General features: G+C 69.3%; 14 protein-coding genes. 11 read left to right on the plus strand and 3 right to left on the minus strand.

The features are described 5' to 3' along the window. The first annotated feature begins 4 nt into the window (after window positions 1-4). The 10 genes from G4D83_RS42630 to G4D83_RS42675 all read left to right on the plus strand — a co-directional run bounded on the left by G4D83_RS42630 (window position 5) and on the right by G4D83_RS42675 (window position 8,520). Window positions 5-982, plus strand: coding sequence for a HEAT repeat domain-containing protein (locus G4D83_RS42630; protein ID WP_163870696.1), 978 nt, complete (start codon window positions 5-7; stop codon window positions 980-982). Between the two features lie 47 nt (window positions 983-1,029). Continuing rightward, window positions 1,030-1,548: a hypothetical protein gene (locus tag G4D83_RS42635; protein WP_163870697.1), complete on the plus strand. Its 519-nt coding sequence runs from the start codon at window positions 1,030-1,032 to the stop codon at window positions 1,546-1,548. A 161-nt stretch (window positions 1,549-1,709) separates the two neighbouring features. Continuing rightward, on the plus strand, window positions 1,710-3,068 hold the full coding sequence (locus G4D83_RS42640; RefSeq protein WP_163870698.1) for an ATP-binding protein: 1,359 nt from the start codon (window positions 1,710-1,712) through the stop codon (window positions 3,066-3,068). Next, window positions 3,055-3,606: a response regulator transcription factor gene (locus G4D83_RS42645; protein WP_163870699.1), complete on the plus strand. Its 552-nt coding sequence runs from the start codon at window positions 3,055-3,057 to the stop codon at window positions 3,604-3,606. The genes G4D83_RS42640 and G4D83_RS42645 overlap by 14 nt, the downstream gene beginning before the upstream one ends. 90 nt (window positions 3,607-3,696) lie before the next feature. Next, a complete protein-coding gene (locus G4D83_RS42650; protein WP_163870700.1) occupies window positions 3,697-4,167 on the plus strand; it encodes a hypothetical protein in 471 nt (156 codons plus the stop codon). Between the two features lie 11 nt (window positions 4,168-4,178). Next, a complete protein-coding gene (locus tag G4D83_RS42655; RefSeq protein WP_163870701.1) occupies window positions 4,179-4,373 on the plus strand; it encodes a hypothetical protein in 195 nt (64 codons plus the stop codon). Window positions 4,374-4,473: 100 nt separating this feature from the next. Continuing rightward, window positions 4,474-5,127 (plus strand): Isoquinoline 1-oxidoreductase subunit, encoded by a 654-nt coding sequence (locus G4D83_RS42660; RefSeq protein ID WP_163870702.1) that lies wholly within the window; start codon window positions 4,474-4,476, stop codon window positions 5,125-5,127. Further along, on the plus strand, window positions 5,124-5,588 hold the full coding sequence (locus tag G4D83_RS42665) for a (2Fe-2S)-binding protein (RefSeq protein WP_141642356.1): 465 nt from the start codon (window positions 5,124-5,126) through the stop codon (window positions 5,586-5,588). The genes G4D83_RS42660 and G4D83_RS42665 overlap by 4 nt, the downstream gene beginning before the upstream one ends. Before the next feature lie 10 nt (window positions 5,589-5,598). Further along, window positions 5,599-7,857 (plus strand): xanthine dehydrogenase family protein molybdopterin-binding subunit, encoded by a 2,259-nt coding sequence (locus G4D83_RS42670; RefSeq protein WP_163870703.1) that lies wholly within the window; start codon window positions 5,599-5,601, stop codon window positions 7,855-7,857. 204 nt (window positions 7,858-8,061) lie between these two features. Beyond that, the gene (locus G4D83_RS42675; RefSeq protein WP_163870704.1) at window positions 8,062-8,520 is read left to right on the plus strand and encodes a hypothetical protein; all 459 of its coding nucleotides are present in this window, start codon (window positions 8,062-8,064) and stop codon (window positions 8,518-8,520) included. Between the two features lie 10 nt (window positions 8,521-8,530). Here the strand turns inward: G4D83_RS42675 and G4D83_RS42680 are convergent, their stop codons facing one another. The 3 genes from G4D83_RS42680 to G4D83_RS42690 all read right to left on the minus strand — a co-directional run bounded on the left by G4D83_RS42680 (window position 8,531) and on the right by G4D83_RS42690 (window position 13,763). Continuing rightward, on the minus strand, window positions 8,531-9,106 hold the full coding sequence (locus G4D83_RS42680) for a hypothetical protein (RefSeq protein WP_163870705.1): 576 nt from the start codon (window positions 9,104-9,106) through the stop codon (window positions 8,531-8,533). Window positions 9,107-9,334: 228 nt separating this feature from the next. After that, window positions 9,335-12,550: a PAS domain-containing sensor histidine kinase gene (locus tag G4D83_RS42685; protein ID WP_163870706.1), complete on the minus strand. Its 3,216-nt coding sequence runs from the start codon at window positions 12,548-12,550 to the stop codon at window positions 9,335-9,337. Window positions 12,551-12,767: 217 nt separating this feature from the next. Further along, complete coding sequence (locus G4D83_RS42690) at window positions 12,768-13,763, minus strand: hypothetical protein (protein WP_163870707.1); 996 nt, start codon at window positions 13,761-13,763, stop codon at window positions 12,768-12,770. A gap of 210 nt (window positions 13,764-13,973) precedes the next feature. Between G4D83_RS42690 and G4D83_RS42695 the strand changes: the two genes are divergently transcribed. Then, window positions 13,974-15,503: a M28 family peptidase gene (locus G4D83_RS42695; RefSeq protein ID WP_163870708.1), complete on the plus strand. Its 1,530-nt coding sequence runs from the start codon at window positions 13,974-13,976 to the stop codon at window positions 15,501-15,503. The last annotated feature ends 13 nt before the right edge of the window (window positions 15,504-15,516 follow it).

Here is a 15,516-nt window from a genome sequence, read left to right on the forward strand (position 1 = left end):
CTCCATGACGCGCACCTTCCTGCTGGCCCGGGCCCTGTGCCTGCTGACGTTGTCATCTCTCGCGCACGCGACGGAGACGCCGCCGCCTCCCCCCGCGCTCCAACCCGAGACGTGCTCCGTCGAGGGCTTGATGGACTCCATCCGGCGCGGGCTCCAGTCGAAGTCTCCGGCCTACCGCCGCTATCTGCGAGAGCTGTTGAAGGAGTCCGCTGTCACGCTGCCGGAGGAGCAGCTCCGCGCGGCCTTCGAGCGCGAGACGGAGCCCGTCATGGTGGAGCACCTGGCGGCGGCGCTGGTCGCGAAGACGGAGCGGGGTGAGAGCCCGGCCACGCTCCAGCTCGTGGGGAAGCGTGCCTCCACGGACGCGGACCCGGCCGTGCGCGCGGCCTCGACGCGGGCTCTGCGCCGCACGAGCGCGGAGGAGCACACGGGCGATTTGTACTCGCGGCTGGTGCGCGACGCCTCACCCGAGGTGCGGATGGAGGCAGCCACCAACCTCATCGAGGACAACCAGTTCGTCTACGCCGGACTGCACGGGCCCGTGTCGGACATGGCGGTGGCGGCGGCCGTGGCGTCGAGTGATTCGAAGGTGACGGCGCGAATCCTGGACAACATCTCCACGGCGGCCATCAGCAAGGAGTCGGCGGAGCAGCTCCACACGCTCCTGGGCGGAGATGATGCCCAGGTGCGCGCGGCGGCGGCGAAGGCGCTGGGCGGCGTGCCCGCGCCGGAGATGTCCCGCGCGCGGCAGACGCTGGTGGCGCTGTATCGCGGCGAGTCGGACGTGGGCGTGCGCACGGCCATCCTCCAGAGCCTCGCGCGGCTGGGCTTCGCCAGCGCGGTGCCGGAGCTGACGGCCTTGAGGAATGTCGACCCGCGCCTCGCGCCGGAGGTCGACGCGTGGGTTCGGGCATTGAGTACAGGTCTTCAGGAGTGGAGCCTGATCCTGAGGGAGAAGCAGCGGTTGCAGCAGGCTCGATGAGCAGCAGTCCTTCTGGGGGCCGCACAGTCGGCCCGAAAGGAACAACGATGCGTAGCTCCAAGTCGCGCCTCGCGGCGCTGACGGCCCTGGTAGCACTCCCCACCGCGGCGCTCGCGTACACCGCCGTCGCGCCGTACCCCAGCACCGTGACGGCCACCACCTACTACTCCAGCGGCACGTACCACGGCGCCGTGGACGTCGCGAACTCGCGCTGCAACTACTGGGGCGCCGAGACGGGCGTCTCCGCCAGCGTCCGTTGGAACGTGACGGTCCGCACCTCCGGCGTCGTCTGCAACGGCAATGGCAGCGGCAACCAGAACGAGGCGAAGCTCGACCTCGGCAGCGGCTGGTCCTTCCGTCAGTGGCATTGGATCAAGACCAGCGATTCGTATGACCGCACGTGCAATCGCTGCCAGGTCGGCAACCTGGGTGGCACGGGCAACGCCACCGGTCCCCACTCCCACTTCCAGAAGGACCAGTACGGGACGAAGAACACGTCCTGGTACTCGTCCTACACCTCGAAGGGCGAGGCCTTGGACCGTGCCGAGCTGATGGGCTACATCTGACGGCCCACGGGCTGGCGTCACGCTGCTTGAGCAGGCGTCGTCGGCCCGCACCGGCCAGGGAGGCAGGGGCCCTGTGTCCCGCCTCCCTGGCTCGGTGACTCGAAGGCCCTGCGTCAACTTGACGCGCTCGCGACGAGGGGACTCCCGGGGTAAGAAGAGGCGTGTTCCGCCCGCTCACCGACTCGCAGGCGGCCCCGCGCGGCCAGCGCTCCGCCTTCCATCGCTCCACCCAGGACGTGGTGGACCTCTTGTCGTCCAGCGCGATTGCCCTCGGCTGGCTGGTGCGCCTGCGCTGGCACGCCGTCGGGGGCTCGGCGCTGACGGTATTCGTCGCCGTGCGCGGGCTGGGGTTCGACCTCCCCGTATTGCCGTTGCTCGCGGTGGTGGCGACGACAGGGGTGTCCAACCTGCTCCTCACCCTGTGGCTCCGCCGCGCGCCGGTGGTGAAGGCCCATCACCTGGGCGGGGTGCTCGCGTTCGACACGATGCTGCTGACGGCGCTGCTCGCGCTGTCCGGAGGGCCCGACAACCCGTTCGCGATGCTGTACCTGGTGCACGTGACGCTGGCGGCGCTGGTGCTGGGGCCTCGCTGGACGGTGGGCCTGTCGCTGCTGTCCATCCTGGGGCCCGCGCTCCTGCTCCACGTCCATGTCCCGCTGCGGGAGCTGGCGCACGTGTCGGGCTCGGCGCCGAGTGGCTCGCGACATGTGCTGGGCATGTGGGTGGCCTTCATGCTGACGGTGATGCTCATCGCGCTGATGGTGGCGCGGGTGTCCGCGGCGCTGAGGGACAGGCAGGAGGCCCTGGTGCGCGCCCAGTTGCTCGCGGCGCGCGCTGAGAAGCTGGCGTCGTTGAGCACGCTGGCTGCGGGCGCGGCGCACGAGCTGGGAACGCCGCTGGGGACCATCGCGATTGCAGCCAATGAATTGGAGGCCCTCATCCTGGAGGAGCCGCACGAGGCGCTCGAGGATGCGCGCCTCATCCGGGACCAGGTGGAGCGGTGTCGGGACATCCTGGAGCGGATGAGCGCGCGGGCGGGGCAGACCTACGGCGAGGTGCCGGAGCAGACGACGACGGGGGTGGTGCTGGAGCGGCTTCGCGAGCAGTTGTCGACGGGGGAGCTGGCGCGCCTGCGCTTCGAGGAGAGCCCGGACCTGTCGCTCTGCTTCCCCATGCGTGGGTTGGTCCAGGTGCTGGCGAACCTGGTGCGCAACGGCCTGCATGCGAGCGACGCGTCCCAGGCTCCCGTCACGGTGCGAGTGAGTGGCGACGCGGGGCGGACGACCTTCGTGGTGGAGGACCAGGGCACGGGCATCCCTCGCGAGGTGCTGGAGCGCCTGGGGGAGCCGTTCTTCACCACCAAGCCCCCAGGGCAGGGGATGGGGCTGGGCTTGTTCCTGGGGCAGACCTTCGCCGAGCTGTGCGGCGGGCGACTGGAGCTGTCGTCGGAAGAAGGCAGGGGCACGCGCGCCACGCTGGAGCTGCCGTGTCGGAGGGAGCCCATCCATGTCGCCGCCTGAGGTGTCGCCGGTGGTGCTCGTCATCGACGACGACGAGCCCTATCGCGAGCGACTGGTGAAGGCCTTCGGCCGCAAGGGCTTCGCGGCGCATGGCGCGGGCAGCGCGAAGGAGGCGCTGGAGCGCGCGCGGGTGTTGCGCCCGGGGTATGCGGTCATCGACCTGCGCCTGCCGGACGGCTCGGGGTTGGACCTGGTCCGCGAGCTGAAGGCGTTGGATTCGCGCACGACGATGGTGGTCCTCACCGGTTACGGAAGCATCGCCACCGCGGTGGAGGCCGTGCGCCGGGGCGCCACGCACTACCTCGCCAAGCCGGTGGACGTGGACGACATCCTGCTGGCCTTCGCGGGCGCCACGCTGCCGGCGGGCGAGGCCGTGGCGCTGGAGCATCAGGTGCCATCCCTGGCGCGCGCGGAGTGGGAGCACATCCAGCGCGTCCTCGCGGACTGCGGCGGCAACATCTCCCAGGCCGCCCGCCTGCTGCGAATCCAACGCAGGAGCCTCCAGCGAAAGCTGTCCAAGCACCCCGTGCGGCAGTGATTGACGTGGGGTGCGTCACCAAGACGCACGAGGCGGCGCTCGCGGTCCATTAGGGTGACAGACGTCCGAAGCGCTGGAGAGGTGAGTGCGATGGCGTATCCGGTGGTGCTCTTCCTCCATTCGTGGCTGCGCTGGGCGGTGGTGGTGCTCGTCCTGCTCGCGCTGGGAAGGGCGCTTCGCGGCTGGCTCGGTGGAAGGGGCTGGACTCCCGCGGACCGTCGGCTCCAGGTGCTCGTGGTCTCCGCCTTCGACTCCCAGATGTTGCTGGGGCTGATTCTCTACTTCGGCCTGAGTCCCTTCACGCCTCCCGCGCTGGAGGGCGGCCTGCGCGCGAGCCTGGGCGTCCCCGCGCTGCGCTTCTTCAGTGTCGAGCATCCGACGTTGATGCTGCTGGCGCTCACCGCCGTGCACGTGTCGTCCGCGCTGAGTCAGCGCGCGGAGGCGCCCGTGGCCCGTCACCGCCTGTGGGCCCTGGGCCTGCTGCTCGCGACGCTGCTCGTCTCCTTCGCGATTCCCTGGGCCGGACTGTCCCACGGCCGTCCCCTGTTCCGAGGCTTCTGAGGTCCGCGTCCATGTACGACTTCCTCTGGCTGCTGATGATGGTTCCCACCGCCTCCAGCAAGCCGCGCGCGGCGAGGACTCCCGTGCCCCCTCTGTCGGAAGTGCCCCGGCAGGGCCCGCGTCGCGAGCCGCCCGCGCCTCCCGTGCGTCGCTCGCGGCGCATGCGAGTGCCCGCTCGGCGCCCGCGAGACTCCGCTCCTCGGTGAAGCGCGAAACAGGGGCGTGACTCCCACCTTCCGTCCGGTGGTGCGCGGCCCTGGAACATTCAGCTTGTGGTGATGGCCGACATGCCGGAACCTCGCCGCGATGATGCGTGCTCTTCCGGTCATGGCGTCCGTCGTCTTGCTCGCGGGTGCCGGAGGGTGTCGGCGCCAGCCCGACTCCGATGCGACGCGATGGGAGTCGTTACCTCCGGTGGACGCGCGGGACTTGCGTCCGCTCGACGTGTTCCAGCGCATCGAGGACCCGGCGCAGCGCTCACGCGCGCTGTTCCTGGAGACCAGTCGCGTCTATCTCCATCCGCGCTGCTCGAACTGTCACCCGGACGGCGACAGCCCCTATCAGGACTCGGGCGAGACGCTCCACAACCCTCCGGTGACGCGAGGCCCCGAGGACAAGGGCGTCGTGGGCATGGAGTGCGCGGGGTGTCACCAGGAGAAGAACCTGGAGCTGGCGCGGGTACCGGGAGCGCCCAACTGGCACGTGGCCCCGCGCTCCATGTCGTGGGTGGGCAAGAGCCCCCGGGAGCTGTGCGAGCAGCTCAAGGACTCCAAGCGGAACGGAGGCAAGACGTTGGAGCAACTGGTCGAGCACAACGCGCATGACGAGCTGGTGGCGTGGGGCTGGGCGCCGGGTTCGGGCAGGCAGCCGGCGCCGGGGACGCAGGCGCAGTTCGGAGCGCTCGTCGCGGCCTGGGTCGCCACGGGTGCGCAGTGTCCCAGCGAGGAGGCGCGGCCATGAGCATCCGAGTGCGAGTCAACGGCGTCGAGCAGGAGCTGGACGTCGACCCCGAGATGCCGTTGTTGTGGGCGCTGCGAGACGTGCTCGGCCTCACCGGGACGAAGTACGGCTGCGGTCAGGCGCTGTGCGGCGCGTGCAGCGTGCACCTGGATGGGCAGGTGGTGCGCGCGTGCGTGACGCCCATCCGTCGCGCGGACGGGCGCGAGGTCACCACCATCGAGGGGCTGTCGCCCGATGGGGGCCATCCGCTCCAGCGCGCCTGGGTGGAGCTGGGCGTGCCGCAGTGTGGGTTCTGCCAGTCCGGGCAGCTCATGTGCGCGGCGGCGCTGCTGGCGAAGAAGCCACAGCCCACGGACGCGGACATCGACCAGTCGCTCGCGGGCAACCTCTGCCGTTGTGGGACGTACACGCGCATCCGCGCGGCCGTGAAGAAGGCCGCGGGCGTGCCTGACTCGAAGTAGCGAGGATGCGATGAGCCAGCAGCCCGTGGTGTTCACCCGGCGTTCCTTTCTCGAAGGGCTCAACCTCTCCGTGGGCGGCCTGGCCCTGGGGCTGGTGCCCACGGTGTCGGCCGAGGCCGCGGCGCCGGGCGTGAAGTCGGCGCCGGAGCTGCGGCCCAACGTCTTCGTGCACGTGGCGGCGGATGGGCTTGTCACCATCGTCTGTCACCGCTCGGAGATGGGGCAGGGCATCCGCAGCTCCATGCCCGTGGTCGTCGCTGATGAGCTGGGCGCGGACATGGCGCGCGTGAAGGTCGTCCAGGCGGTGGGAGACGCCGTCTACGGGGACCAGAACACCGACGGCTCCAGCAGCATCCGAGGCGTCTTCCAGGACCTGCGCCGCACGGGCGCCACGGCGCGCACCATGCTGGTGGCCGCGGCGGCGAAGCGCTGGAAGGTGAAGCCAGAGGCGTGCGAAGCGCGTGAGCACGCCGTGTACCTCCGGGACGGGCAGCGCTCGCTCGGCTTCGGTGAGCTGGTGGCGGACGCGGTGAAGCTGCCCGTTCCCAAGGCGGAGGCCGTCCAGCTCCGGCCGCTCTCGGAGCTTCGGCGCGTGGGCTCGGAGCTGCCGCTGTTGGATGGGCCGGCGTACGTCACGGGCAAGGCCGTGTTCGGCGCGGACGTGAAGCTGCCGGGGATGCTCATCGCCGTGGTGGCGCGTCCGCCCGTGGTCGGCGGGAAGGTGGCGCGCTTCGATGCGACGCGCGCGCTCGCGATTCCGGGAGTGAAGCAGGTGCTGGAGCTGCCCCCGCCCCATCGTCCCTACCTGTTCCAGGGCTGGGGTGGCGTGGCGGTGCTGGCGGAGAACACCTGGGCGGCGATGCGTGGGCGCCAGGCGCTGGACATCACCTGGGAGAACGGGCCCAACGAGTCCTACGACTCGGAGAAGTACCGCGTGGCGCTGTTGGAGTCAGTGCGAGCGCCGGGCAAGCCGGCCCGGTCCGTGGGTGACGTGGACAAGGCGCTGGCGAGCGCGGCGCGCGTGGTGGAGGCGGAGTACTACGCGCCGCACCTGTCCCATGCGCCCATGGAGCCTCCCGTGGCCCTGGCGCGCGTGGCGGGGGGCGTGTGTGAGGTGTGGGCGGCCACGCAGCACCCGCAGGCGGCGCGCACGGAGGCGGCGAAGACGGCGGGGCTTCCGGAGGACAAGGTGACAGTGAATGTCACGCTCCTCGGTGGTGGCTTCGGGCGCAAGTCGAAGGCGGACTTCGTCGCGGAGGCGGTGTTCCTCGCGAAGACGGCGGGGGTGCCGGTGCGCGTGCAGTGGACGCGCGAGGACGACATCCGTCACGACTACTACCATTCGGCCAGTGCGCAGAAGCTCAGCGCGGGGCTGGATGCGCAAGGCAAGCCGACGGCGTGGCTGCACCGCACGTCCTTTCCCGCCATCCGGTCCACGTTCTCCGAGGACGTGACGGGGCCGGTGGCGAGAGATTTGAATCAAGGCGTGCTGGACCTGGCGCTCGACATCCCCAATGTCCGGGCGGAGATGGGTGAGGCGCTCGCGAAGGTGCGCATCGGCTGGCTGCGGTCCGTGAACAACATCTTCCATGCGTACGCGGTGGGCTCGTTCATGGACGAGCTGGCGCATGCGCGTGGAGTGGACCCGCGTGACAACCTGTTGGAAGTGATTGGCCCCGCGCGGAAGGTGTCCGTGGCGGAGCTGGGGGTCACGACGCTGCCGAACTATGGCGCGCCGGTGGAGGCGCACCCGGTGGATGCGGGGCGGCTGCGCCGGGTCATCGAGCGTGTCACGGAGATGTCGGGCTGGAACGAGCGTGCGAAGAACGGGCGCACGCTGGGCCTGGCGGCGCACCGCAGCTTCCTCAGTTACGTGGGAGTGGTGGTGTCGATGACGAAGGACGCGGTGGGCAAGGCGCGGGTGGACGAGGCATGGGTGGTGGTGGATGCGGGGCTCGTCGTCAATCCGGACCGGGTCCGCTCGCAGATGGAGGGCTCGGTCATCTTCGGGATGAGCCTGGCGATGTATGGCTCCATCACGATGAAGGAAGGCGCGACGGAGCAGTCGAACTTCCGGGACTACCGGCTGGTGCGCATCGCCGATGCGCCTCGGGCCATCCATGTCGACATCGTGCGCAGCGAAGAGGCGCCCGGTGGAGTAGGGGAGCCTGGTGTGCCGCCCGTGGCGCCCGCCATCGTCAATGCCATCTTCGCGCTCACGGGGATTCGGGTCCGCGAGCTGCCCATCATCCGGACGGTGCCTGTGTAGAGTTGGGGTGATGCTGGCCGCGCTATGGGTTTGGGCGCGCGGCTGGCCGCGTCAATGCGTGGACTTGGGGTGGGGATGCTGGCCCCTCCGTGAAGGTGCCGTCCGAGCCGAGTGTCTTCACGGTGCGTGTGGTTTGATAGGCATCGAAGTGGCGTTCACGCTTTGAAGTCTGTCTCTCCGCGCAGGACGAGGAACTGAGAGTCCATGAAGAAGACAAGCAGACTGACGCTGTCCATGTTGGGGGCGGGGATGGTGGTTGTCGCCCTGGGGGGCGTGGGCTGGCATCGCGCGGAGGCCGCTGAGTCGACCTTCGTCGATTCCACGCTGGCACCCGCGCCGTTCTCGTGTCCCACCGTGCGCACCACCAGTGACCGTGTGGATGGGACCACGGACTACAAGGTGAAGATTCTCTACGTGGTGCCCTCGGATGGCGTGGACCGTGCGCTCGACACGACTGGGGCCCTCTGTCGCTCGGCGAGAGATTTGATGTACGCGGCGAGGCCCGGAACGTCGGATCCGGGCTGGGATATCTATTCGGGAGCGGTGGTGCTCGACTCAGGCCGAGACCAGTACTGCGGCCACTCGGGAAGTCAGCTCGACCTGGACCAGAGTGCCTTCCTGTCGCCACTCCCTCCCGGCGCGCTGGCTCCACCGGGGTGGTGAGCCGGCTTCGCTAGGGTCGGTGTTCGATGTGCAGGGGGCCCTGGAAGGACGCAGGCGGAGTCAACTCCTGCTCGAGCGCGAGAGGGAAGGCTCCGGATTCTCGGACCGGAGGGAAGCCCTGGAACCCATTGCATGAGCCATCCTCCTGCCAGGCGGAGCGGAACTCGTGCCTGGCCCACGGCGCATCATCCGAGCGGACCCGGTACTTGCCCAGCACGAGAAATGGAATGCGCGGGATGATGGGGAGCGCCATGAACGGCGCTCCCGTGCAATCCGCCGTCTCGAAATAGACACTGCTCGTCAGGTCGGTACGCGTGGTGAATACCCCCGGGTGGGAGAGTTCGTGGGTGGGCTTGCCCGTCTCCAGGTTGAACCTCCATGTATTCCCTTGCGAATCGACGATGTACGGCGCGCAGACAGGGAAGGCCACGGCCCCCGCCGCATCCACGAAGTACAAATCGCCACACCTGTCGATATCCGCCGGGTCACCCTGTTCCGCCGGGGGCCCTTCTGTTCCGGGATCACACCCCGCTACCGCGAACATCACCGCGCACAACCCTCCGCGCATCATCACGGTTCCACGCATGCTGGATTCTCGAGGACAACCATCGGTGTTGAACTCACGGGCACCGGTTCGCTCTTCATGGAGCAACGCGGAGACGCCGTGCCGGCCGACGTGTCTCGAATGCAATCACCGTGCTGACACGTACCGTGGATGAGGGGCCACGGGCGGGGACGCCGCGAGGTCTCTTTTTGTGCGCCACGGGATGCACGGTGTGCAGCCGCCTGCTCGACTCCCGCGCCCGTCCGCTCGTCAGTGAATGGACGGCGGCGTCACCGGCTCTGGCCCCGTGAGAGGCAATTCGACGACGAACGTGGCGCCGTGCCCGCGCTGGCTCTCCGCGCGGATGGTGCCCTGGTGGGCCTCGACGACCCTGCGACTGATGAAGAGGCCCAATCCCAGCCCTCCATAGTTTCGCGAGGACACCGCCCGGCCGAACTTCTCGAAGATGCGGCCCAGGTCCTCGTGGGCGATGCCGATGCCCTCGTCCCGCACGGTCAGCCGCCCGCGGCCGTCCCGCTCCTCCACCCGGATGCGCACGGGCTTCCCAGGTCCATACTTGATGGCATTGGACACCAACCCCCTCACCACCTGCTCCAGCCTTCGCGCATCCCACCAGCCCATCACCGGCACCGAGGCCTGGACCTCCAGCACACAGTCCGCCTGCGCCGCCTGCGAGCGAAGCTGGTCCGCCACCTCGCGAGCCACGGCCGCCAGGTCCACCCGCCCCAACTGGAGGGGCAGGGGCGCGCCCGTGAGCTGCGTGACGTCCAGCAGGTCATTGATGAGCGCGGCGAGCTTGCGCACCTGCAGCGACGTGCTCTCCGAAGCACGCAGCACGCTCTCCCGCAGGTGCTCGTCCGACGTGGGCGCCGCGGCCTCTCTCGCGAGTCCCTGGAGCTTGATTTGGAGCGGCGTGAGCGGCGTCTTCAGCTCATGCGACGCCACCGTGAGGAACTCGTCGCGCAGCCGCACCGCCTCCTGGAGCCGCACTTCGATATCCTTCAACTGCGTCACGTCCTGGAGCGCCAGCACCACGGTGGCCGGATGTCCATGCATCGCGGGCAGTTGCTCCGAGTCCACCAGGAACTCGCGCACCACCCCCGGGTCCATCCGCAACGTCAGCGGCGTCCGCCGCAACGTCTCTCCCCGCGCGGCTCGTGCCCCCGGAGTCTCCTCGTTGGGAATCGCGACCCCTTGAGGGTCGATGACGTGGAAGAAGCTGTCGTATCGCTCCACCGGGACTCCCAGCGGGAATTGCCCGCCGAAGAGCTGCTGCGACGCCTGGTTGGCGAAGAGCACCTTGCCACTGTGCGGCTCCATCAACATCAGGGCGATGGGGCTCAAGTCCAGCACCGACTCCAACCACTTCTGCTGGCTTCCCAGGTGCGCGGCCAGCTCCTCCGCCTGGTGCCGGGCCAGGACCTGCTGTGTCACATCCAGCGCGAAGGACATCACCGAGTCCACCTGCCCACGCGCGTCGCGCAGGGGTTGGTAGATGATGTTGAAATAGCGCTGCTCCAGGGGCTCACCCTGGATGCCCAGGAGCAGCGGCATCTCCGTGAGCCGCCGAGGCTTGCCTGTCTGATAGACCTCGTCGAGCGCCTCGGAATAGACCCGCCCCTTCTCGTTCCCCACCGAGAGCGCGCGCAGTGACAGACCCACCAAATCCCTGTCGTGGGACATCCGCTTGTAGACGGGATTGACGATGCTGAAGACCTGCTCGGGCCCGGACAGGATGGCGATGGAGGCCGGGGCATTCATCAGGATGTCGTAGAGCCGCGCCCGCTGCGCCTCCACCTCCGCCTCCGTCCGCTTCCTGTCCGTGATGTCATTGACCAGCACGACACATCCCTGGATGCGGCCCTGGGCGTCCGTGCTCGGGACATAGGTGGACTGGACATGGAGCCGGCGGCCGTCATTCAGGGCGAGCGCCGTCTCATAGCTGACGCGCTCTCCCGCCAGCGCCTTGCGCACCCAGTCCTTGAAGAGCGGATAGAGCATCTCCCCGCCGACCTCCCGGACGGTCCGGCCCACCACGTCACTCGGGCGCTGGCCGAACCAGGTCTCGAAGGCGCGGTTGCAGAAGAGATAGCGCTCCTCCGGGTCCAGGTAGGCCACCAGCGCGGGGAGTGCGTCGGTGATGGTGCGCAACTGGTGCTCCTGCTGACGCGCCTGCTCCCGGCTCTGCTCCAGGGCCTCCTGCGCCTGCGCCTGCTCCGTCACGTCCCGCTGCGTCCCCCAGACTCGAAGGAGCCAACCGTCCTCCACCACGCCAAAGAGGTTGGCCAGCCGCACCCTCGCGGCGCCGTCAGGGTCCACCAGCCGCGTCTCCAAATCCTGCACTCGGAAGCCGGCCCTGACGAAGCCTCGGATGGAAGTCCCGTCGATGTCGCCGATTCGCGTGACGAGCTGGCGCAGGGTGCACCCCACCATGTGGCGGGCGGACTCGAAGCCGCTCATCCGGGCCATGACGTCATTGGCCTCCGCGATGTGCCCCGTGTCGGCCATGGCCTGGACGATTTCGTCCTCCGTCGCGCGCAGGTCGAGCGGTGGGTCCATCTCCAGACGCCAGATGCCCTCCGTGCTCTGGGCGACGAAGGTCCGGTAGCGCTCGTCGCTCGCGGCGAGTGCCCTCGTCGTGTGGCGCAGCTCCTGCTCCGCCTGCTTGCGCTCGCTGACGTCCTCCGCGGTGGACATCCACTCGCGCACCAGTCCGTCCTCCTCGAACACCGGCACGCCGCGCACGATGACGTCGCGCCAGGTGCCGTCGTGGAACTGCAACCGAAGCTCCCCCCGGTACGGCTCCCGCGTCTCCAGCGCGGAGGCCCACTCCTTCAAGAAGCGTCCCCGGTCCGTGGGGTGGATGGCATCCAGCCAGCCCAGGCCCAGGTGGGCTCCGAGCGACTGGCCCGTGAAGGTCATCCAGCGGGACGCGGGCTCGGTGATTCCGCCCCGCGCATCGGTGGTCCACACCGTCTGCGCGGTGGCCTCCACGAGCGAGCGGTAGCGCTGCTCGTTCAGCCGGATGGCCTGGTTCGCGCGCTTCTGGTCCGTCGTCTCCACCACCGTGATGCCCACGCCCTGCAGCGCGCCGCCCGCATCCCGCACGGGGTAGTAATTGATGAGGAAGTCGCGCAGGACGCCGGCCTGCTTGGCGGTGGTGCCGACAATCTCCAGGTTGCGCACCGGCTGCCCGCGGTCGATGACCTGTCGGTAGTGCGGCTCGATGATGGGCCACAGGTCCGGCACGACGTCGCGGACCTTGCGGCCCAGGTGGGCCTCGCGTGGCAGGCCGTTCATCTCCGCGAGCGCGTCGTTGATGTGGATGAAGCGCAGCTCCAGGTCCACGAAGGCCAGGCCCACGGGCGCCCCCGCGACCATCGTCTCCAGGAAGAAGCGCGACTGCTCCGGGGAGATGCCCTCGATGGATTCTCTCTCCGTCTCGCTGGCGCCTGGTCCCCGCACGGTGCCCCCGGCCGTTCTCACCCTCGACGAGCCGACAGGGTGGGGGTGCCTGCTCGCTGTTCCGGGAGCACGGCATCCACACATGAGGCTGTGCATCCACGGGACGCCAGGGGAGCCGCGCGTCCGCCAGGAATCGAGCAGGCGGAAGGCTGGCCCCGCCCCGAAAGCGAGGCGGAAGCGAAGGGCTGGCGCTCGACGGGCCGCCAGCCCGGGCGCTTCAGATTTCGTGGGCCGTCTGCTCGTACACGAGCACCTTGTACGACTGGGGCAGGAGGACGACGTACAGCCAGCGCCAGTTGTCTCCGTTGGGGCCCGTGGAGAACGTGCGGTAGTAGCGCTTCACCTGCACCGTCTCCGTGCCGTTGCTGTACGTCTCCAGCATGACGGGCAGCAGCGGCTTGAACTGCAGGAACATGGCGTTGCTCATCTCCGTCAGCGTCAACACCACCGGCGCCGGGTCGCCGCGGTAGCCGCTGTAGCGGCTCTGGGCGAGCACCGCCGCGGCGGCCTGGTTGAGCGTGGCCTCACCCGCGTACGGCCACTGGTAGTCGAGCCGACGCACGTACGACACCATGTCCTCGCGCACGGTGTTGGCCGTGTCGAGCGCGTACTGGAGCCGCTCGGTGAGCGGCTGCTCCACGTACGTGAGCGTGGCGCCCGCGGGCGCCGGCTGCGGGTTGGGCAGGCAGGTGCCGCCGATGCACGTCGCCTGGAGCCGGAACTGCTTGTCCACCGCGTTCACGAAGCCCACCACCACCAGGTACTCGCCCGTCTTCGGAATCGTCACCAGGCCCAGCTTGCTCAGCGTGCCGTAGCCGGCGTCGTCATCCTGCGCGTGCAGGGTGGAGCCGTAGCTGCCGTTGGCGTCCTTCGGGCCGTAGAGGAACAGCCCGGTGTCCAGGTACATGGAGCTGCCCAGGTGCGTCACCTCCAACGCCAGCTGCGCGCCCGCGTTCGCCTGGAGCGTGTAGCCGAAGTATCCCGGGAAGGTGGTCGGATAGCCCGCCACCGCGCCGCCAATGGTCAGCGGTCCCTTGAGCGTGGTGCTGTCCGCGATGTTGCCGCTGGGAGGAATCGGCGGCGCGGAGATGAGCGCCTGGGCGCCTTCCTCCAGCGTCCCGTCTTCGAGCATGGCCTCGGGCGCGCCACCACAGGCGCTCAGGAAAGCCACCGGCAACATCCACAGCCAGGCTTGCTTCAGGTTTCGGCGCATCGTCTCGGCCCCGTGTCAGTGAGGACGGAGGCGCGGGTTGCTTCGCTCTTCCGGCGACCGCCCTGGGTGTTCGCGCCCGTCTGCCACCCTTGAAACTGAAACTCAAGCAATCAAAGTGAAACGAAGTTTGTGCTGGTAGTCGGATGTGCCGAGAAAGCCTTGGCACTCCGCGCCTTGAATGAAACCCGTGAGGCTGGGAAAGCTGGGGGCATGACGCCATTCCCCAGGTCGTGGAGTTGGAGCGCCGCATTGCTGTCGCTGGTCCTCGTGTCACCCGCGCGAGGGGAGGCCCCGGAGCCCGGGGTGCGCGAGCGCGAGGCGATGGTGTTGACGGGGGCCGTGCTGGGGCCCACGCCGATGGTGGAGGACCTGCGCTCGCTGGTGGACGAGGTGGGTGGGCGCGCGACGGGCTCGGAGTCCAACCGTCGCGCGGTGAAGTGGGCGCTGGAGCGTTTCCGCGCGGCGGGTGTGCCCGCGACGGCGGAGTCCTTCCGGATGCCCGCGCTGTGGTTGGAGCAGTCCGCGAGCGCGACGGTGCAGGGACAGGGCGTGGGCTTCGCGCCCCGCGTGGCGGCGATGCCCTTCTCCGCCGCGACGCCGAAGGGCGGCCTCACCGCGCCGCTGCTGGATGTCGGCCGGGGCACCGAGGCGGACTTCACGCGCGTGGGCTCGAAGGCGAAGGGCGCGTTCGTCCTGGTGGAGACGGAGGAGCTGCGGGACGTGGACGGCCTCTTCCGCGAGTACGCGGAGGCGGTGGGAGTCGAGGCGCGCGCGGCGAGCGCTGGCGCGGTGGGCGTCGTCTACATGGGCAGTCGCCCGGGCAATCAGCTCTACCGTCACAACGTGTCGACGGGGCCGAAGAACACCCGGCCCATGCTGGTGATGGAGCGCGATGGCGCCAGTCGCGCGCAGCGACTGTTGCGAGCGGGCACCGCGCTCACGCTGAAGGCCGCGCTGGAGCTGAAGACAGGCGGGCCCTACGAGGCGCAGAACGTCATCGGGGAGCTGCGCGGCACCACGCGGCCGGAGGAGGTCGTCGTGCTGGGTGCGCACCTGGACAGTTGGGATTTGGGCGGCGGCGCGCTCGACAACGGGGCCAACGTGGCGATGCTCATCGACCTGGCGCGGCAGATGAAGCGGCTGGGGCTCAAGCCCGCGCGCACCCTCCGCTTCGCCCTGTGGAATGGCGAGGAGCAGGGCATGTACGGCTCGGCGGGTTACGTGCGCTCGCACGTGGCGGAGCTGGATGGGCATGCCATGGCGCTGTCCGTGGACATCGGCTGTGGTCGCATCAACGGCTTCTTCACCAATGGCCGGCCGCCGCTGGTGCCACTGGTGGAGCGCGCGCTCGTCCCGGTGGCGGGCCTGGGGCCCTTCACGCAGGTGGACGTGCCGGTGGTGGGCACCGACAACCTGGACTTCATGCTGAGCGGCGTGGCCAACCTCATCGCCAACCAGGAGTCCGCCACTTACGGGCCCAACTACCACGCGCGCTCGGACGAGTTCGCCCAGTGCGACACGCGCACGCTGCGCGCCAATGCCGCGGTGGTGGGCGCGCTGGCATGGGGCTTCGCCAACATGGACGAGCGACTGGCGCGACAGGGCCGAGCGGAGGTGGAGGCGCTCATGAAGGCCACCGACCTGACCGAGCAGATGAAGTCCTTCAACGTCTGGGACGAGTGGGCGGCGGGAACCCGCGGCCGCCCCGCCGAGCGTCAGGTGTCCCCCACGCCGCGCTGAGCGTGGACGACAG

It is taken from the genome of Myxococcus eversor, assembly GCF_010894455.1.
In the GTDB taxonomy this organism is placed as follows: domain Bacteria; phylum Myxococcota; class Myxococcia; order Myxococcales; family Myxococcaceae; genus Myxococcus; species Myxococcus eversor.

Coding starts and splice junctions, on each gene's coding strand:
- G4D83_RS42630 (WP_163870696.1), top strand. CDS start 5: ATGACGCGCACCTTCCTGCTGGCCCGGGCCCTGTGCCTGCTGACGTTG.
- G4D83_RS42635 (WP_163870697.1), top strand. CDS start 1,030: ATGCGTAGCTCCAAGTCGCGCCTCGCGGCGCTGACGGCCCTGGTAGCA.
- G4D83_RS42645 (WP_163870699.1), top strand. CDS start 3,055: ATGTCGCCGCCTGAGGTGTCGCCGGTGGTGCTCGTCATCGACGACGAC.
- G4D83_RS42650 (WP_163870700.1), top strand. CDS start 3,697: ATGGCGTATCCGGTGGTGCTCTTCCTCCATTCGTGGCTGCGCTGGGCG.
- G4D83_RS42655 (WP_163870701.1), top strand. CDS start 4,179: ATGTACGACTTCCTCTGGCTGCTGATGATGGTTCCCACCGCCTCCAGC.
- G4D83_RS42660 (WP_163870702.1), top strand. CDS start 4,474: ATGATGCGTGCTCTTCCGGTCATGGCGTCCGTCGTCTTGCTCGCGGGT.
- G4D83_RS42665 (WP_141642356.1), top strand. CDS start 5,124: ATGAGCATCCGAGTGCGAGTCAACGGCGTCGAGCAGGAGCTGGACGTC.
- G4D83_RS42670 (WP_163870703.1), top strand. CDS start 5,599: ATGAGCCAGCAGCCCGTGGTGTTCACCCGGCGTTCCTTTCTCGAAGGG.
- G4D83_RS42675 (WP_163870704.1), top strand. CDS start 8,062: ATGAAGAAGACAAGCAGACTGACGCTGTCCATGTTGGGGGCGGGGATG.
- G4D83_RS42680 (WP_163870705.1), bottom strand. CDS start 9,106: ATGCGTGGAACCGTGATGATGCGCGGAGGGTTGTGCGCGGTGATGTTC.
- G4D83_RS42690 (WP_163870707.1), bottom strand. CDS start 13,763: ATGCGCCGAAACCTGAAGCAAGCCTGGCTGTGGATGTTGCCGGTGGCT.
- G4D83_RS42695 (WP_163870708.1), top strand. CDS start 13,974: ATGACGCCATTCCCCAGGTCGTGGAGTTGGAGCGCCGCATTGCTGTCG.